Consider the following 20,431-nt stretch of genomic DNA (forward strand, 5'->3'; position numbering starts at 1 on the left):
TTGAGTGCCTCCACTGTCTTGATCAGGCCAGCTATGCCAGACGCTGAATCCAGATGACCGATGTTCGGCTTAACCGAACCTAGCGCGCAGCGCTGGCGTTGCGCGGCGCCAAATGCGCGGGTAAGTGCAGCCACCTCAATTGGATCGCCCAACGGCGTAGCGGTACCGTGCGCTTCCACATACTGGACGGTTTCTGGTGAAATGCCGGCCACTCGATGCGCGTCGCGTATGGCCTGCGCCTGGCCTGACACACTCGGAGCGGCATAACCAACCTTGTCGAAGCCATCGTTGTTGCTGGCCGATCCCTTAATGACCGCATAAATGGCGTCGCCGTCTGCCAGCGCCTCATCCAGCCGTTTAAGCACGATCAAGCCAGCACCGCTACCTGAGCGAGTCCCACGTGCTTCACTATCGAAAGTGCGACAGTGACCATCCGGCGATACGATACTTCCCTCTTGGAACAGATAGCCCTGCGGTCCAAGCAGAGTGACCGAGGAGCCACCAGCCAGCGCCATGTCGCATTCGCCGTTTCGCAGGCTTACGCAGGCGCTGTGCACTGCCACTAGTGAGGAGGAGCAAGCTGTTCCGATACTCATAGCTGGCCCGGAAAGATTCAGACTGTAGGCAATGCGAGTTGCCGCATATGCGGGACGATTGGCATGCATCGCGATCACTCGCGCGGCATCGAGCATTGACGCCTGAGGCAGCAGGTTGTCAAAAAGGTATCTGCTTTCTCCTATGCCTACGTACACGCCTACCCGACGCGGACTCGACACATCGCCATAACCAGCGTGTTCTAGCGCCGCCGAGGCCGCTTCGAAAAGCAGTCTTTGCTGCGGATCAGTGACTTCAGCCTCTCGGGCGTTGAGGCCAAAATAGTTGGCATCGAACAAGTCCAAACCATCGAGGAGCACGCCGGACTTCACGTATTCCGGGTGCGCTAGCAGCTCGCGATCCTCTCCAAAGGTAAGCATTTCCTCATCGGTGAATACCCGCAGCGACTCGACGCCACCGGCGATATTCGACCAAAACGCCTCGACATCCGGAGCATCGGGAAACCTCCCGGCCATGCCGATAATGGCGATCGAGCTATCACTCCTGTCACTCCTGTCAGCCTGCGAGACTTTCGACAGTGCACCAGTCTTGGCAACGCCGGCCGGCGAGTCACCGTGGAGGTGGCGGACGAGACTTCGGATCGTGGGGTAAGCAAACAGATCGGTGACAGTGACATCCAAGCCGGTTCGATCAAGGATTTCCTGCCGCAGGCGGATGCTGTGCATCGAAGTACCGCCGACATCGAACAAGTTGTCGTCGACGCCGATCTGCGCTAAGGAGAGGACTTCGCGCCAGATGTGGCACAGAAGCGACTCCAGCACATTGGCTGGCGGTGCACAATCGGAGTCGATGCGTGCATCAACCGTCAGCGCGGCGAGTGCTCGACGGTCTATCTTCCCACTCGGAAGCAAAGGCAGCGTGTCGGTAAATACGAATAATGCCGGCACCATGTAAGTTGGCAGCCAGCGCCACAGCGCTTCGCGGCAGGTGGCCGCGATTTGCCGCTCCGCCTTCGTTCTGGTGCCAGCATCGCCGAGCAGTATCTCAGCAGCAGGCACGACGTATGCCACTAGCCTTGCGGGTTCCGATGTCGCGACGACTGCGACACGAGCAACCACGTCGAGTTGCAGAAGGCGAGCCTCGATCTCGCCGGTTTCGATGCGGATACCGTTAAGCTTGATCTGAAAATCGCGACGCCCGGTGAAACGCACACTCCCGTCGGGCAAGACATACCCTGCGTCGCCCGTGAGGTAAATACGTTCGTTGCCATCGGCAGGCAGGAAGCGGCCTACGGTCAACGATTCATCACGCCAGTAGCCACGAGCGATGAATCGGCTGCGAATCGCGATCTGACCAACTTCAAAAATCCGCGCTGGCGTTCCGTCGTCGCGGATGACAGCCACGTCCGTGCCTAAGATGGGACGACCCAAGCTTCCAACAGGATCCCCGGCGAGGCAGTCGATGTTCAGCGTGGCCAGCGACGACTCGGTCGCACCGTAGAGGCCCACTAATCGGCACTCAGCACCAAAGACCTGACGGAACACCTCGACCGTCGCTTCGTCGACGCGCTCACCTCCCATGACTATGAGGCGAACGCATGGCGCCACGTTTCGCGGAGCAACGGAGAATAGCTGTTTGAAAACAGTCGGCGTCGAATGGTAGACGGTGATGCGCTCATCGGAAAGCCGATGCCACAGGTCATTTCTAGATATTAACCGTACATCGGCCAAGTGCAGTTCGGCACCGCTGAGTAGAGCACCATAGGTGTCCAGGACACTCGCATCGAAGCTGTACGAAGCTAGCTGCAGAATGCGATCGTTGCGGCCAATTTCCAGTGCGTGTACATAACTACCTGCTTGGTAGCCGAGACCAGCATGGCTCTGGAACACACCCTTCGGCTGTCCAGTAGAACCGGAGGTATAGAGAATGTAAGCCGTCGTGTCGTTGTCCATTGCCGCGAACGTAAAGTCGTCACATGCATCGTCGCCCCGCTCCACCACGGCGGCGGTGCCGGCAATACTCGCAGCGAGCATCGCATACGACGGGCTAGTGATCAGCAGATCACAGTTCGCATGCTCCACCATGAAGCGAAGGCGATCCGGAGGGTAGTCGGGATCCAGAGGAACATACGGCGTACCGCTTGACAGCGCAGCCAGCATAGCCGCCACCATGGACGCGCCTCGATCGAGCAGCAGAGCGACGCACTTACTCTCATGGCGGCGGATTGCTCCTACGTAGCCACGTAAGACATGAAGCAGCTCGGGATAGGTTACCGAGTGATCCTTCGCAACTACGGCACGTGATTCGGGGTACTGGGCGGCATGCCGCTGCACAGCATCCAGAATGCTACCGCCGACGGCCACCTGACCAACCGCGGCCGGGACAACCATGGCTTCGGCGCGGCGCTTCGAAGAATCAAACAAGCCGTGCGCAAAGGACACCGCATCCGGCCTGTCGACGATGTTCTGTAGCAAGGCAAGGAATTGTTGCGCAACGTAACCGATCGACTTGGCCAAAAATACATCGGTGTTGAAGACCCAGTCTAGTTCGATCGTGCCGTTGCGTTCTTGGGCGTAGAGGTTCAATTCATGCTTGGCCGACGGTTCTGGCGCATCAAAATATTCGCTAATCTGGCAACCCGGCAGCGAAAACTCCACTTGCCGATTGTTCTGGAGTACGAACCAGATTTGGAATATCGGGCTATAACTCGAGCTGCGCTTGTGCGCCAAATTCTCGGCCACCAGTTCAAAAGGTACATGCTGGTGTTCGAAAGCAGACAATATGCGGTCCTTGTTTGCCAGGAGCAGTTCATCGAAAGTCGCACACATGTCCACTTGTGTACGCAGGACCACGACATTGACGAACAGGCCGATGATCGATTCAGTTTCCGGCGATGTGCGGCCGGCAACCGGCGTGCCCATCACAATGTCACTGTCGCTACCGTAGTGGGCAAGTAACACAGCGAGCGCGGTCTGCAAGAATGTGAATAGAGTAACGCGACGGGCGATGCAATAATCCCGGATCCTGCGCTCCAGTGCGGCGTCGACCACAGAGCGCAACCGTTCACCTTGGAACGACACACGCGCCGGCCGCGTACGATCGATCGGCAGGCTATTCAATTGGGGGATGCCGGCGAGGTATTCGCGCCAAAAACGCAACCCACGCTCAAGCATGTTGTCCCGCAGCCCCGTTTCCTGCCAAGCCACGAAATCACCGTATTGCAACGCGGGCTTGTCACCCGCGTCTGGTTCGGTGGCGTCGCTGGCATAGGCCGCACAGAACTCCTCCATCAGCAGGCCAACCGACCAACCGTCGGAGATGATGTGATGCATGTTGAACACGAGAATATGGCAATCAGCTGCCAGGCGAAGCACAGTTACGCGGAGCAAGGCGTCTGCAGCAAGGTCGAATGGGCGCCAGAGGTCCTCGCGGACGAAGCTGCGAACCGCGCTCTCCTTTGAGGACGGATCCATGTCGGAAAAATCAATGCTTAAAAGAAGAATCTCGTCGTGGTCGTGAATGTGCTGGTGTAGACGGCCGCTCTTCTCGAAAAATCGTGTCCGTAACGGTTCGTGCTGGCGGGTCAGCTGGCGCAGCGTAGTATCGACTCGGGCGGGATCGAGGTCGCCCTCGACCATGAAGCAGCCTTGGATGTTGAAATGGCTACTATTGGCCGATTGAAGTTCGGCCAGCCATATGCGTTGTTGAGCCCGAGATACTGGCAACTGGCCGCGATCACTTATACGAGTGATACGCGTGGCCAGCCCATGTTCGGCCAATGGCGCATCCTTCAAATCCGCCAGGTAGCGGGTCACCTCGTCCTTGTTACATCGGACAATCTCACGCAGATCGTCAGGGATGCCGTCGGCGGCCTTGTAGGTGAGCACGCCATCTTCAAGCTTCAGGAGTACATTGGCCTCAAGGGCGATCGCATAAATTTGCTTGCCGTCCATCAAAACGTTCCCTCATCAACGTACTCCTGGAGCGAAGCCAGACGGGCCGCCTTTCGGCGCAAATCCTGCTCCTGAATCGCGCGCCCCAACACTTCGGAGAAACAAGCGATCGTAGGGTTTTCAAACAGGGTCCCGAACGGCAGACCCAGGCCTTCCAGTTCGAATTCGCGATGTACCCTAGCGATCAGCCGCGTCGCAAGGAGCGACTGGCCACCTAGCGCGAAAAAGTCGTCGTAGACTCCGATATCCTCGACGTGGAGGACGGCGTTCCAGATCAGGGCCACGCGGCGTTCGATATCGTTGCGCGGTGCCACGCGTTCCCCCGGGATTTGCGCGCTAGTCACCGGCGGTAAAGACGCTCGTGCCAATTTGCCGTTCGTCGTTAGGGGTATCTCATCGATGACTATTACCTCATCCGGGATCATGTAACCGGGCAGGTCCTTGCGCAGTTCGCGCTTGACCAAGGTGACGAACGCATCACCCGATCGCGCCTGTACGACATACTCAGGACGCGGCACGACATAGGCAACCAACTGCTTGGCCGCACCGTCGCCGACCGCGATTACCGCCGCATCGCTAATGGTATTAAGACCACAGAGGCGAACTTCGATTTCGCCCGGCTCGATGCGGAAGCCGCGAATCTTTATTTGGTCATCCGCACGACCGATGAATTCAAGCGCACCATCGCGGCGATACCTCACCAGATCGCCGGTGCGGTACATGCGGATAGTTCCAGAACTGAGAACCACCGTAACGAAGCGAGCATCGGTCAACGCCGAGTTGTTGAGATAGCCCAGCGCCACTCCGATGCCACCAACGTACAGCTCTCCTATCGCGCCGCGAGGAGCTGGCTCACCACCACCGTTCATCACAAACAGGGTCGTGCCGCGCACCTCGTGGCCGATCGGAACGCGGCCACCGGACGTGTGGGTCGATGGTTCGAACAGAAACGTGGTACAGCAGACTGTGATTTCTGTCGGGCCGTACGCGTTGACAATGCGCAGTTGCGGTAGGCTGTTGGCTACCGCCAGCAGATGATCGCTGGCGATGGGCTCGACGCCGACCAGCATGCGGCGCAAGCTCCCACCCGAACCAGGTTGTCTTAAGTACTCGATGTACGGCTCTAAGTAGCCGGCGTGCATAAAAGCACTGGTGATCGCATGATCATCGGTCCAGCGAAACAGTCGTTCCGGCGCTAGACGGAGATTTTCTGGGACGATGTGCAGCGTCCCGCCTCGGCACAACACAGTAAAAATTTCATAGACCGCCACGTCGAAACTAATGCTGCTCCATAGCGAACCACTCCAAGACTCGTCGTGTGGCGCAACCTCGTCAAAATGCTCAACGAGGTTAACCACGCTGGCATGAGCCACAACGACGCCCTTCGGTTTACCGGTAGTGCCTGATGTGTAGATGATGTAGGCGGGATCGGTCGCATCGCCGACAGTTAGGTCGTCGGCATCGAACCTGCCATGCGGCGACTCGGCGGGCATCCCATCGAGCAGGACCAGCGAGCAACCTAACGGAGCCAATTGCTCGGCCAGGATCTGCTTGGTTAGCATGATCTCAGCACCGCAATCCTCAAGGATCAACGCTAGGCGCGCCGACGGATAAGCCGGATCGAGCGGCACATATGCTCCCCCTGCTTTGAGGATTCCAAGCATCCCCACGATCGTCTCCACCGAGCGCGGCGTGCACAGTGCGACCGTTGCCCCTGCGCGAACGCCGCGCGCGCGCAAGAGCAACGCAACGGCTTTAGCACGACAATCAAGCTCACCGTACGTGAGCGACGTGTCTTCAGCGACCACCGCAAGGCGATCCGGAAACGCCCTTACGAACTCACCGATCCTGTCCTCCAGGCGCGGGAAATACCCACCGCAATAAATTTCGGTCGCTGGCGTGCTTTCCTCGCGCAGTAGCATGAAGAGCCGCTCGAGGGGGTTCTGCACTGCCTGTTCCAGTAATCCAACCAGGCAGGCAAGCATGCGCTGTGCCGAAATATCGTCGAATATTGCGCTGTTGAAGCGCCAGGCCAGAGCCAAGCCATCGGCGGACTGCGTGGCTTCGATCTGGATATCGAACTTCACTGGCGCGTCGTCGTTCTCCATTGACACGACTTGCGATCCGCCGAGATTAAGTCCTGCGCCGTCGGCGTTCTGCAGAGCCAGGACGATCTGCACCAGAGGAGAGTAGGCATGGCTTCGCTGCGGACGCAGCGCTTCGATAAGGGCGTCGTACGGAACATCCTGGTGGTCAAGCGCATCGATTACCGCCTGCCTGCTTCGCTTCAGCGCGTCGAGTAATGATGCGTTGCCATCGAATGGCGTACGCAGAACAAGGGTGTTGACGAAAAGGCCAACGGTCGATGCTACCTGGGGATGACGGCGTCCGGCGACAGGGAACCCGATGATGATGTCGCTCTCGCTTGAATACACGCCGATGACCGCCGACAAGGCAGCATGCAGGAACATGAAGAGTGTCGAGCCATGCTCACGGCAAAGGGTAAGGGCATCACCAAGCCACGATGCCGGAAGATCATGGCGGATGGTCCCCCCTTCAAAAGTTTGCACCGGTGGGCGCGCCCGATCCAACGGCACATTGTGCAGCGATGGCATGCCATCTAGGACACCCTGCCAATACGGCAGTTGGTTTCGCCATGGGGCTTCACTGTCGCGCTCACTACTCCACACGACATAGTCACCGTATTGAGGGCCATGCGCGTGTGGCATCGGCGAGCCGCCCGCAGCGATCTCGCGGTAGACGGTGCCGATCTCACGTTCAAGCAACTGCACCGACCACCCATCGCACGCGATGTGGTGGACGTTAAGTATTAGGATCCACGTATCATCATCCAGGCGGACGCCGGTTACGTGAAGGAGCGGCCCAGTCGAAAGATCAACGCGTCGTGCGTTTTCCTCGCGGATCACCGCCCGCAGCTGCACGTCCTGGAGATCGGTAGGAAATGCGGACAGATCCACAACCGCCAACGGCACTATCGACGGCTCATGCACTAACTGGCGGATCTCGCCATCGACCTCATGCAGAGTGGTCCTGAGCGCCTCGTGCTTGGCCAATATGACATTCATCGCCTCCTGCAGGGCATTGATTTCGAACCGACCTTGAACGCGATACAAACCCACCATGTTGTAGGCCGAGCCGGCTCCCTCGAAGCGATCGACGAACCACATGCGGCGCTGGGCCAGAGAGGCGGGAAATCCGCTCTGCTGCGCATCCGAACGCGGACTGATCCTCGCTCCAGTCGGCTGAAGCAGGTAGCGCATCAGTTCGTGCTTGTGTTGGCGCAAGAGCGCGAGCAGCTCCCCGTCGGGAGCCTCGCGTTCATAGTGGACGCGGAGTTCGTTGTCTCTTGCACTAAGCGAGATACCGCAGTCGAGGCAGCGAACCAGGAGCTCGTGAATATTCAAGGATTACACCTTGGCTCTGATCGGATCGGCATCAATAGCGCGACGCTCAGCCATCGGGTGCGTCGTCGAAACGATGACGCCGCCGTCGAACTTCATTAGCTTGTCCGCGAGGTGAAAGTAACGATCGTCGTGACTGATAGCCAGTACCGTCTTACCCAAGCGCTTGAGCTCTGGCAGGAATTCCGCATAAAAGAACTCACGAAACTCCTGGTCTTGGTCGGCCGCCCATTCGTCGAAGACGTAAATATCGGAGTCTTCAAAAAAGGCGACCAGTAGTGCCAGTCGCTTGCGCTGGCCGTAAGACAAGCTTGTCGTGGACAGTCGGCCGTTTTCTACGCGCACTTTGTCGGTCAGATTGAGCTTCTCCACCCATATCGCGACGGCGCGCTCGTCAAGTTCCTGGCCGCGCTTGGGTATAAGGTGTTCGAACAAGTAATAGTCTTGGAAGATCGCCGAAAAATATTGGAGGTAGGCTTCCTGATCAATCACCTCGATACCGTTGACCAACACGGTTCCACTCTGTTTGGTGTACAGGCCGGACAGCACCTTCGCAGCCGTGGTCTTGCCGCTTCCATTGCCACCAACCAGATATACAAGTTCTCCACGATAAATATCTAGATCCAAGGGACCCACACTGAAACGTTCGCGATGGCCATCGGTCTTCTCGTAGCAAAACGTCAGACCGCGCACGGACAGTGACTGAAAGGGACGGGCGATTGCGGTCAGATCTGCACTTTCCTTACTCGTGACATCCAGATGCAGTGCGTCCAAACGCTGGATACCCAGCCGCGCGGCTTGGGTGAATCGGGACGAATCCATGATGGTCGCCAACGGTCCCAAGAGGTAAAAGATGACCATAACGAAAGTCGATATAACCTGCGAACCAGCGCCGATCCCGATAAGTGAGGAGATAAACAGCAGCCCAGCCAGGCCAGCGAAGATCGACGCTGTCGTCCAGTTTCTTGAAATATTCCAGTACAGCTCGGCGGCCAGAGTCGCGTCACGATACTTTTCCGCGTGCTCCTGCACCTCCTGCTTGACGAATTGCTCCTGGCGGCGGCGATTGAATTTCAGCTCGGTGCTTCCGTCGATGATCGCCTGGTAGCACCGGAACAGTTCGTCCTCGGCATGGCGGCGAATCTCAAACCGTCGCCTCCCCCGCTCGGCGATGCCGAATTTCGCCACGGCAAGCGCCACGCCGAGAAATACGACAAGTGCCACCAATAGCAGTGTGGAGACCAAAGCAAGGTAAACGAGGCAGGAGACCACTACTGCCACATTGAATACATAGTTCGGCAAGACGATTATCAAATCATTGACGGCCGGCACGTCCTTGGTGATCGCCGTGAACAACTTAGGACGGCCTATACGCTCCATTTGCAGAGAAGTCAGGCGGCTGATGCCTTGAACCAGTTGATCGCGCAACCGCATGAATGCCACCGCACCAAGTCGGGAAAGCATTAGCTGCGAGCTAAAGTTGATCGCGACCATCAGCACGAGGACGGACACGAACTCCAATGCCGACTGCATGTCCCTCGTCCCTGTATGCATGTTCCGATTGACAAGAAATAGCAGGCCGATGTTGGCGACACCTGCCAGCGCACTGAACGCACTGATTAGGATGATCCGCTTCTTGTTTTGGTTAATGATGTCTAGCACTGTCGAATACCCATTTGAGAAGTAAAAGAGCTAAAGGGCGATGAAGCTTGAGCGTGACGCTTGTTCCGTGGCTCGTAATGTATGAAACACGCGAGCAAGCGCCATTTCCTGATCGATCCAGCGCGCCTGTTTCTCGATCGTCTGATGGGTGAACAACGGGGCTAATTCCACTCGGAGGCCGAATTCCGCCTCGATGGACATGGCTAGCTTAAGCAGGAGCAAGGAATCGCCGCCGCTCGCGAAGAAACTGTCAAGGACGCCTATGTCGCGTTCCGGTAAGATGCGCTGCCAGATTGCATAGAGCCCCTCCTCAACAGGTGTACGGGATGCGATACGCATTGCGTTAAGTCGATCACTCGCCACAGGCGGAGGCAATGCTCTTCGGTTGAGCTTTCCATTGGGAGTCAGTGGGAGCTCAGCCAGCATGATGAAGGCCGAGGGGACCATGTAGGCGGGCAGCGTGAGCGCTACGAAAGCCGGCAGTTGCTCGATAAGATCATCGGGCGACGTCGTTGCATTGATCGGCACGACGTAGGCGGCCAGTGTGCGCCCCTCGCGACCGCTGACGTCATGCCCGATGACGGCACAGTCTGCCACCATGGGATGAGCGATGATCCGCGCCTCGATTTCACCCGGTTCGACCCGGTAGCCGCGAATCTTCTCCTGCCCATCCTTGCGTCCGAGATACTGCAGGCGTCCATCTCCGAGGAAGCGCACCAAGTCTCCCGTGCGATAAAGCCGCGCCTTGGCATGCTGATTGAACGCGAATTTTTCGCGAGTCATTGTTTGATGGTTAAGGTAGCCGCGAGCTAAGCCCGCGCCCCCGATATAGAGCTCGCCCACCGCGCCGGCAGGTAGAGGATTACCAGCCTCGTCCAGAATGTAAGCCTGCGTATTGTTGATCGGCCGACCGATTGACGGTTCACCGTGGTATTCGCGCAAACAGCAAGTCGAGTAAGTCGTACTTTCTGATGGACCGTAAAGATCGTAGACCTGTGCCACCCCGTATTCGTAAAGGGCATCAACTAGGTCCTGTCGCAACAGCTCGCCTGCAAGATTGATACAACGCACCGATGGGGGAATGGCTCCCGCCTCGAGCAAGCCCCTGATCGCCGACGGAACGGTGTTGATCAGGCTGATTTCTTCCTGTACGCCGCCGCCCACCAGCGAAAGGACGTTGTCGACGAGCACGACGCGGCCGCCGCTCACCAGCGGCACGAAGATCTCGAAGATTGATAAATCGAAACAAGTCGACGTCGCTGCCAGCACCGATGAAGTTTCCTCCCGGGTGAATTGGCGCAACGACCACGCGATAAACGCGACCGCGTTGCGGTGTTCGATGAGCACGCCCTTCGGCTGACCCGTAGATCCAGACGTGTAGATCACGTACGCGACGTCGTCCGTCGTCGCCGCGACCGGCGCCTTGCCGAGCAGCGTCTCGTCTACAACAGAGGCATCAACCGCTACCACACGGCCTTTTGGCAAGTTCAGGAGTTCTGCTCCAGCGGCGTCGGCTATCACCGTCGAAAGCTGGGCGTCTTCGAGAATGTAGTCCAAACGTGCACGCGGGTACGCTGGATCCAGTGGCACGAATCCCGCGCCGGACTTCAATATCGCCAGCATGGCTACGATAAGGTCGAGTGAACGAGCGTGGCAGATACCGATTAGGCTGCCTGGAACGACCCCGCGCATGAGCAACTGTCGCGCAAGCCTATCCGCGCGCTCGTCGAGTTCACGATAGGTCAGCGCAGCGCCACCGCAGATGATCGCAACCTGCTCCGGGGTTCTACGCGCCTGAGCACTAACGAGTTCGTGGATGCAACCCAGATAGTCCAGAGGTACGCGTTCCCCTTGCCAAGCGACGAACTGTTCATGCCAGTCTCGATCCGTGAGGATCTTGTAATCATCGATGGGGCGTGCGCCTGACTCGCCGACTTGGCGCATCAATCCGAGCAGCCTATCCATGATGGCGGATGCTTCCTCGCCCCTCACATAATCTGAGCTGTAATCCAAATGCAGACGGGGCGTCTGGGCCGTGCCGTAGTCGCAAATCACAAAGGTCAACGGCAACCGTTCGCGGGAGTGAGACAGATAGTGAGTCTCTGTCGGCTGTCCGTCGGCTGTCAGTTGGAAATCGAGTTTCTGATAATTGAAGGCGATTTCGTATAGCAAGTCGCCATCGGTGCCTGCGACCTCGCGCGAAGCCCTGACTAGGTCCCCAAGCGGGAATCGGCTGTGCCGGTAGTCCTGGCGCTGAGTGCTGGCGATTTGATCGACCAGTGCGTCGAAGGTCACGTCCGGCTCTGCCAGCACACGTTGGACGTTCACGTTGACGAACGAACCAATGGTTTCTTTGTTTTGCGCCGTGCGGCGATTGTGCACAGGCGAGGCGATGGCGATGTCACGCCGCTGGCAAGCGCGCGAGAAGTACACGTATAGTACTCCGTACATCACCGCGACGAGATTCCCCAGCGCTTCGCGGCCACGCTGCCTGAGGCTCTCAATCAACGCACCATCTAGGTCGACCGTAAGACGTTCGCTGCGTCCGGCGAGACCGTCGTGCGCGAGGGGCATGAACATCCTACCCCACGCGCCGGAATGCCTCGCGAGCCAGTGATCACGACTCGCCTGGTAGGCGGAACTGGCGCGATAGCCCGCCTGGCTGTACATGAAGTCGACGAACGATGGCCGGTCGACCTGAGTATCAGTCGGAGCACCGACTTCCGCGTAGAGCGCGAGCAACCGACGCATCTGCAATGCGAAGCCCCAGCCATCCATGATCAGGTGGTGCGCCTTTGCAAAGTACCATGCTTCACCCGAAGGAAAGCGGATCAGCGCATCCTCGAAAACACAGGACGAAGGATCATCCAACGGGCGCTCGAATTCGCACTGAATCCAGGAGTGAGCCTGTCCCCCTTCGTTGAAGTCGACCAGGCGCAAGTCAGCCGGCTCGTCGACTGAGATGAAAGGTTGGCAGTAGTCGCCTGTATCCCGGAAACGCAGCCGATAGGCATCGTTCTCGTTCAGGAGGATGTGACGCGCGCGCGCAAAACGGTCCACATCAACGCCATGGCGATACACCTGATATCCGCCAATGTTATTCAGCGTTTTCCCGAAAAGCTTGCCTTCGAGAAATATATCCTGTTGCGCCGGCGTGAGCTCCAGAACGGATTCGTTCATGGCTCAGTACCTGCGGTTCCTGTCACTTGGATTGAAGCGCGACGCATAACTTTCTCCTTGTCCTACGCGAAGTAGACTTCGGCCAACTGCCCCCTAAGTAAGACCCGAATAAATCAGAGTGTCCATAAATCCTCGCAAACATGGCGCCTCGGAAGATGGACTGCTTCCTAGGCGTCTGCCCTGTTAACATCTAGAGGCGTATTCGATCGACAACGACTGCCCGGTCTCCGTCCTGCTGTGCCACAGCCTCCTCGTTCCTCGCTTTCACCAAATCGTTGGCCAGCGCAGGCAATTGGGCAAGTCGCTGCAATACCACCGGTTGCGTGGCTCGTGAGGAGAACACCACTGTGAGCGTTCTGCTACGGCACGATTCACCGATGCAAACGAAAGAATCGTAATCGCCGATTTTGCCGGACGTCATCGCATAGTCTTTTCGCTGCCCGTCGGTTTCCAGCGAACGCAGATGCATCGTCTTCGGAAACAGGATCTCTATGCCATCGGTGCCGATATCCGCATTCAGAGCCATGGTTAACTGGATACCGTCCGCAACTTGATGCTCGTCAAGGATGGAAATACGTGCTGGCGAGAGGCTCGCCGACGCGACTGGGACTGCTAGGAACTTCGTCTTCAACTCTGGGACCACCTCGCGCACGGAGGCTCCGCGCCCCATGCTCCGCATCATCGACGCAGTCGCCGTGATCTTCGACGAAACCAGATAAGCATTGCCCTGCGCATTCTGGATATACAACACGTTGACACTCTTTGGCTGTGACGACGAAAAACTGGGAGCACTGATCGAGAGCACTCCGCTGGCAATGATTACCGCCACAGCCCCCAGGGCGAGGTAGCCCAGCCCACGCGACGGCGTAGACGCGGCAAGCAGCGGGATGGCAAAGGACGAGGCGAGACCCAAAAGCGCTGCCATACCGATAACACCCGCGAGGGTGTTGAAGCCGAGCATAATTTCAATGAGAAAGACGATCGGCAGCAACAGTACGAATGCCGGCAGCGCTGGCAAGGGCGCGAGCAACGGCAGCTCACCAACCCTAATCTGTGCCAGCGAAATTGCGATGGCGATCAGGGCCGTGACCATGGCAGGCATCGCAAACAGGTAGCTGGTTCCAGGAAGCCAAATCATCGCAAGCAGATCTAAGAAGACCCATGCGTAACCCACCCCAAACCACAAGCCAAGCGGCTCGGCACCTCGCGCGAACCTGTGCTGAAGAGAGAGCACGGCGAGCAACGTCGATAGCCACAGGAACCAGCGATTGGGTAGCTGCGCAGTGTGCCAAGCTGGTAAGCCCCCGCTGACCGTAGCTAGGACCAAGGTAAGAACGTAGGCCACAGTAACAGCAAGGAGCACTGAGAGAGGCACGAGCAATAAGCCGCGCACAACGTCCCCATGTCCATTCAACTTCGAGCGTCGCAGACGCCGATGCGCCACGCCAAGCCCTACCAGGGATGCTATCCAGAGCAACCACCCTGTCGGCGTTGTCCAGCTCACGACACCTATGCCAAGGATGTCCGTGTAGATCAAATTGCCCGTGATGTCACGGGCCGGAAATACTTCATCACGCAAGGCAAGCACCAAGTCGTAGGCATTGTCGCCCTGATGCTGGAGGCTGCCGAGGTCGAGCGACCCGAGGTCGTCGTGTCCGGTGTGGTAATAACCGACGTTTTCGCCAAATGCGAAATTCAAGCCACGCATACTTCGCGATTTGAAAACTGTGAGATCCGTATCATTAGGCATCAATCGGTAAATGGAACTAACCGTCGAATTTGTCGATGGTCGCCTTGCGCTGTGCGTAAAGGCCCTGACCAGCCAGCCACTTGATGCACCGGTTTCAAAGAGGAAGCTTTGCCCAGACGTGCCGCGCGCCTCCAAATTAATGACAGCGGCAATATCGGGGACCCGGACATCGTCTCGGATGAACGCCCTCGCGCCTAGCAGCCCGGCTTCTTCGCCATCAGTAAACACAAATAGCACGCCGTGCCTGCCCGGGGGCAGCGCTTTCAGCATGCGAGCCACCTCCAGCAGCACCGCCACACTCGAACCGTCGTCGCTCACGCCAGGTCCCGACCTTACAGAATCGTAGTGCGCGACTAGCGTGATCAATTGGCCGCGCTCGCGACCTGGGAGCATCGCGGTGACGTTTTTCACTCTCGCGCAGACGAAGCTAGACCCCTCACGACACGATGTTGACTCCTCGACATCTGGCTCGTACCCGAACTGATGCAATAAACCGACAATGCGCCCGCGTACGGCGTCGTTAGCTGCGCTGTCGACGGGATGAGGCGAATTCCCGGCGAGTACCGTAGAAACGATTTTCGCTGCGTTTTCCGCGGAAAACCTGTTATCAACTGCCTGCATCACAGGCGTGGGCGTATCATGACGAAATCTGACAAATGCTGACGCCAGCATAAAACAAGCTGCCAACCCCGCCAAAAGTTTCAGATTCCGCGAGTTCGATTGCGAGGACTTCGACTGCAATGAAACCTCCCTGTTACAACAGTGCTTAGCTTTTGCGCTCAATTGGAACGGCCTGGCTTGCCGTTGCCACTAAACGACGTAAATATATACACAATCACCAGCATCCACGGATCGCTAGAACGCTATTCATTATCTTGTACACGTCAATGCGGTGCGCTTACTGGTGCGCGTCGAAAAGCCATTCAGTCTATTCGTCCCAGCTAATTCCCTTGGCCATCCTCACGACGGAACTGTAGGCAATCGTGCTCGCACGAATCACGTTACGAGGCATATTCCTCAATCCCGTCGACAGCATCGTCATAGTCGCCGGATCGCGCCACTTGCCAACGCGCTCTATTGGACTGCGGAAGCAGAATGCGAGAGTCGCGCCAAGCATAGAATCATTAGGATCCACGCCATGCCACCAGAACGGCGGAATATAGGCAACGTCACCCTGTTCAATGATACCTTCGTATTTCTTTGGTTGTGCGTTCGTCGGGAAAAACCGACTAGCACAACTAACGTGATGCAGATTGGATTCGATAATAGTCCTGTAACTGGACCAATTACTCGCATCAAGTTTGATCAGCGAAATACGCTTGGCACCACTCAACTGAGTCGTCAGCGTCTCATCCATCGTATGATAATGCCACTCGGTGGACGCGTTACGATATATAAAAAGGCGCTGGCGCGGATAATTACGTGGCCATTTGGCACGGCCCGAAGGCAGGAATGGGTAATCACCGAGGTCCTTTCTCCATTCTTTGGGAACAGGAATGGAAGGCATCGAATACGTAGCATCGTCAGGTGCACTACGCATTTCGCGAAGCCCTTCTGGAATGCCACAGTCATGCATGGCGTGACGAATGACCTGGGGCGGCACAGGGTTGAAAGTCCGACTAAGACGGGTCCTCTCCGACGAAGGAATATTTTCGAGATATCCGGATTCGGACCATTTAGTGACAGCGGGCCAATCACTCACCCCGCCTTTGATAATCACAGGTCGATGTTTGCGAACATACTCGTTCCAAAACACGTCTGGCGTTAGCTTGCAAGCCTCAATGCGGGGGAGTTCACAGACAGATCCTGGAACGAGATCTATGACGCGAATCACCTTGTTTACATCCATAAACGGCCGACCTCCTTATAACACCCTGTTAAGCAACACGATCCCTGCTTCCTGAGGCGATGAACAACGATGCCTGTTTCTGTGTAACCGCCCGTAAGCAGCACCACACTTCGTTCGCTGTTTGTACCCCGTGTTTGCACCCGTCGCCAGTGAGAAAGTTTCATATCGCGACGCATGTGTCAATAATTTTCCTAATTCGATAGTTCATACGGTTTTAGTGAAAGCCCTAACAGGCTGTTGAGAATGCCCCTTTCGGCGCTGCGGGCATAGCTTCGTCCTATGGATCACACGACGTGCAAGCAGCCATCACGGTCATTTTCCCTGATGCCTGCGCACGTCTGCCGTCATCGCTCACGTCGGCGACGGCTCCCACCACTCTCCGATACCGCCCAAGCGGATCAGGTTGTACGCCGCAAACGTCCACGTCACCCAGCCGCGTACTTTGGGCAGCGCCACCCGCGGCAGTTTGCGCAACCCGCCGATAGTCTTGATCCAGCCGAAGCCCTGCTCGATGCGTTTGCGGATCTGCAGGCTCATCGCGTAGCCCTTGCCACGGGCAGTGCGGTGGTCGACGGCGCTGCGCCGTCCCGTGGTATGGCGAGCGATGTGGGGCTTGATGCCACGCTGTTTCAGCGCCGCGACGAAGTCCTGCGTGTCGTAGCCTTTGTCCGCACCAAGCGTAGCGCCGCGCTTTACGCCCGCAGCGGTTAGCAAATCCAGCGCGCCGTCGCGCTCGCCCGTGCCGCTGGCGTGGCGCACGTCCACGGCCACCAACAGGCCGTTACGGTTTTCCATCAGAGCATTGGCCAGATAGCTCAGCTTCGCTTCCTTGCCTTTACCCTTGCGGATCAGGCGCGCGTCCGGGTCGGTGGTGGAAGCGTGTGTGTCATTGCTTCGCTTCTGTCCGTGGAAGTCGTCATCGTCGTCACTGCTGCTGTCCTTCGGCCGGAAGCTCTTGTGCGAGGCCCATGCTTCCAGCAGCGTGCCGTCCACCGAGAAGTGTTCGTCACTGACCAACTCCTGCATCCGCGCCAGTAGCACGGTGTGCTCAAAGAACTGCTGGGCAATCGCCTCGTCAAACAATCGCTCACGGTTGAACGAGAACGTCGAGTGATCCCATACCGGATCGTCCACGTTGAGTCCCACGAACCAGCGGAACAGCAGGTTGTAGTCCAACGGCTCCATCAACAACCGCTCACTGCGCACGCTGTAGACCACCTGCAGCAGCGCAGCCCGCAGCAGACGTTCCGGCGGAATCGACGGTCGGCCGCCTTCGGCGTAGCGGGCAGTCAACACACCGTCGAGTTCGCCCAAGATCGAATCCACCAGCACGCGCAGTTTGCGGATCGGATGATCGTTCGGCACGCGGTCTTCTACAGACACATACGAGAACATGCCAAGCTGCTGGACGTCGGGACTGCGCATCGGGTGAATGCTCTGCGATTGAGGCAAACTATGACCGCGACGACGCGTCGGAGTTTCTCAACAGCCTGCTAACTAACGTTTCAGGAGAGCCGGTGTCGGAGCCAAGTTTAAAGACCCCTACCCGCTGAGCGGTGACTTTAAGGCAACTGGCATGCCTCAGCCAGTTGCCACGGCGAACAAGCAGGACGTCGCTAAGTCGCTTCACACCCCCCCCCTTTCAGGTCGTTTTCGTCGAAGCAAGCTGGGTGCTAGGGCATCACCGTGATCCAGAGGGGTATGCCGTTGGTCAGGCGATGTATGCAGAGCTCCAAGGACTGCGATGTGTGAAGAAGACCTGCGATCAACTGAAGACTGAGCGTGACCTTTTAAGAAGCGATCGCGTTCATCGAGCAGCAGCAGGAGCACTACCCAGCGCGGCGGCTGTGCGCTGTTCGGTCTGATTGCCGGCGGCCACTACACATGACCGGATCGTCCGGAAAGGGCGCGTGCGAAGGAGGACTTGCGTCTACTCAAGCGCGTTTTCGAGCTACTTTCGCAGTACGCGCGTACACGCGTGACAACAACGCGATGGCGAGTCGGTCGGACTCCGTAGGATCGAGCATCGAGTCAAGACAATCCCATCCGCGCGTGCTCGACTTATTGTATCGTCGTTGTCCACGCGTGAGCCGCTTCTTCTGTGGCCCGACGATCAGGTTCATGAGTTGAGGATGAATCGGCTCAGTCAGGTTTCAGTCACCAATGTGAAGTACCTGAAGGTTCCGGGGAAGTGGCGGTACGTGTCCATGGTGATCGATCGCTATTCGCGCCGACTGCCAGAATGGCCCTTGAGTTTGTACAGGATGGCGCGCCTGATGCAACGAGCGCTAGAAGAGACCAGCGCTAGCTGTCATCAGGCACGCTGCACGGTGAGCGTGATGGAGTTCCTGGCCAATGACATCAAGCGGCCATCGCACGCGCCGGCCTGATCTAGAGCGTGAGCAGCCCGCGCCGGATGATGGATAACGCGAGTTATGGAGTTGTGGAACAAATCCATAAAGTCGGTATCACCGCGAGAGTTTCACCGTCGAGGGCATGCTGCGATGCACCATTCGAAGTCACTTCGATTTCTACGACAACAGGCGCTTACGCTCGTCCTTAGGCCGCTTCTCCCATCGAGTTCGACGCCCAACGCCGGTGGCTAACCGGTGTCCGCTTTTGCGTAGGAACTCTCAATGCCCGATATTAAGTTGAAAAGACGCGGTGTAGCACACCGAACACACGAAAGCCACGTTGTGCGCCAAGGTCGAGCACCAGTTCCGTGTGATGAAGTGCCAGGTTGGTTGCCAAAAAATGTGCTTCAATGAGCTGCTAAAGAACACCGGGTAGGTATTGACTCCATTGGCGTTAGCCAATCTGTGGATGGTGCGGCGAACTTTGCTGGCAAACGCAGGACGGGTGCGCCTGTGAGGCAGGAATCGGAGTTGATGCGGTGTGGATCGGCAACATGTCGGGCACGGAACGGCCTAAGAGAGCGTTGTTTTGTATAGCCCGATGGGCTTTTCACACGTTCATCCGGACGGCTGTTTCAAATTGAATAAAAACTCACCATCGGCTCGCGTCCAATCGAGCCTCAAGCGTGAGCATCGTGCAGTACGCGGGAAAGATGAGATGGGCGGACGCTTACCATCGTCCGAGATTATCAGTAGGCTATATCTTTATCGTTCTGAAATCGATCCACGACTACGCCGGGGATCGTCTCGGCAACGCTGATCCGCAGATCGGGGACGTTGCCGCGACGCAGGCCGACGGCCATCAGAAGGTCAACACTCGGCGCAAACGTCTGGAACTGCCAGTCCGTCGCGACATCCTCCAACACTGGATCAAAGCTGATCCGGATAGGAGGCGGCTCATCGAGTTCGAACGAAAACTGTTCCAGCGGGATCGACAATCCCATGCCACGGGCCTTGATGTAGGACTCCTTCAAAGTCCAGAGCTGGAAGAAGCGCCGACGCTGCTCGGGCAACGGCAATGCTCGTAACGCGCGCACTTCGGACTGTGAAAAATAGCGATCAACGAGGTCTGTCACCTCTCCTTCGCGATTCGTTTCCTCGACATCCACTCCCGCATCAATGTCGAACGCAACCAAGCAGGCGACAAGGCTAGTTGCATTCGCTAGATTGAAGCGAAGCGATGGTGGCGCGTCAGGCGAGGCAATTTCAGGTCGCCCGAATTCGTTAGTGCGGAACTGCCATGCTGAGGGAGACACGTTGGCATACCGCGACAAGGTGAACCGGCACAACGCCCTGGTCAGCAAATATTCGCGCTTGATGTGATCGAAACGGAAACATTCAAGGCGTTGATGTTCTTGCTCGCTAAGCAACGATCGATATCGAGCCAGACGCCTAGGTGTGCAGCACTTCTCAGTCCACGCGTACCACAGGTGTGCTTCGCCCGAAGCCAATGCGATGAGATCACCAGGCGGTTGCCATGCTTGGAAGTTCACGCCCGAAACGGGATCTTTGCAATTCGAATTCATTTGTGTCGATCCTGGGTGTACATCTGCTCTCCGCTAGGATGGATCGCGAACGACTGGCGCGAAAACCAATTCACGGCCAGGACCGAGGAGTAAGTGACCGCCTTCGGACATCCGCGTGGA

The 20,431-nt window shown here is 57.4% G+C and carries 9 protein-coding genes and 1 pseudogene; 2 read left to right on the forward strand and 8 right to left on the reverse strand.

Annotated features, from left to right (window positions below; all coding sequences use genetic code 11):
• From HDE79_RS15525 to HDE79_RS15555, 7 genes are all read right to left on the reverse strand, one after another.
• On the reverse strand, nucleotides 1-4,508 hold a 4,508-nt coding region (locus HDE79_RS15525), incomplete at its 3' end, for a condensation domain-containing protein (protein WP_184603091.1).
• A complete protein-coding gene (locus HDE79_RS15530; protein ID WP_184603092.1) occupies nucleotides 4,508-7,933 on the reverse strand; it encodes a non-ribosomal peptide synthetase in 3,426 nt (1,141 codons plus the stop codon). The genes HDE79_RS15530 and HDE79_RS15525, both read right to left, overlap by 1 nt.
• 3 nt (nucleotides 7,934-7,936) lie before the next feature.
• Nucleotides 7,937-9,592, reverse strand: a complete 1,656-nt coding sequence (locus HDE79_RS15535; RefSeq protein ID WP_184603094.1) for a cyclic peptide export ABC transporter — start codon at nucleotides 9,590-9,592, stop codon at nucleotides 7,937-7,939.
• A gap of 30 nt (nucleotides 9,593-9,622) precedes the next feature.
• Nucleotides 9,623-12,772, reverse strand: coding sequence for a non-ribosomal peptide synthetase (locus tag HDE79_RS15540; protein WP_184603096.1), 3,150 nt, complete (start codon nucleotides 12,770-12,772; stop codon nucleotides 9,623-9,625).
• 190 nt (nucleotides 12,773-12,962) lie between these two features.
• On the reverse strand, nucleotides 12,963-15,263 hold the full coding sequence (locus HDE79_RS15545) for a M28 family peptidase (protein WP_184603098.1): 2,301 nt from the start codon (nucleotides 15,261-15,263) through the stop codon (nucleotides 12,963-12,965).
• A 187-nt stretch (nucleotides 15,264-15,450) separates the two neighbouring features.
• A complete protein-coding gene (locus HDE79_RS15550) occupies nucleotides 15,451-16,371 on the reverse strand; it encodes a cupin-like domain-containing protein (RefSeq protein ID WP_184603100.1) in 921 nt (306 codons plus the stop codon).
• Nucleotides 16,372-16,722: 351 nt separating this feature from the next.
• A complete protein-coding gene (locus tag HDE79_RS15555; protein WP_184603102.1) occupies nucleotides 16,723-17,796 on the reverse strand; it encodes an IS5 family transposase in 1,074 nt (357 codons plus the stop codon).
• Nucleotides 17,797-18,503: 707 nt separating this feature from the next.
• Here HDE79_RS15555 and HDE79_RS15560 point away from each other — a divergent pair.
• Nucleotides 18,504-18,761: a hypothetical protein gene (locus HDE79_RS15560; protein WP_184603103.1), complete on the forward strand. Its 258-nt coding sequence runs from the start codon at nucleotides 18,504-18,506 to the stop codon at nucleotides 18,759-18,761.
• Between the two features lie 295 nt (nucleotides 18,762-19,056).
• A pseudogene (locus HDE79_RS22005) lies at nucleotides 19,057-19,242 on the forward strand (IS5/IS1182 family transposase); the annotation flags it as partial.
• 232 nt (nucleotides 19,243-19,474) lie between these two features.
• Here the strand turns inward: HDE79_RS22005 and HDE79_RS15565 are convergent.
• Nucleotides 19,475-20,311: a 4'-phosphopantetheinyl transferase superfamily protein gene (locus HDE79_RS15565; protein WP_184603105.1), complete on the reverse strand. Its 837-nt coding sequence runs from the start codon at nucleotides 20,309-20,311 to the stop codon at nucleotides 19,475-19,477.
• Nucleotides 20,312-20,431 lie beyond the last annotated feature (120 nt).

Source organism: Rhodanobacter sp. MP1X3 (assembly GCF_014207165.1).
GTDB lineage: Bacteria > Pseudomonadota > Gammaproteobacteria > Xanthomonadales > Rhodanobacteraceae > Rhodanobacter.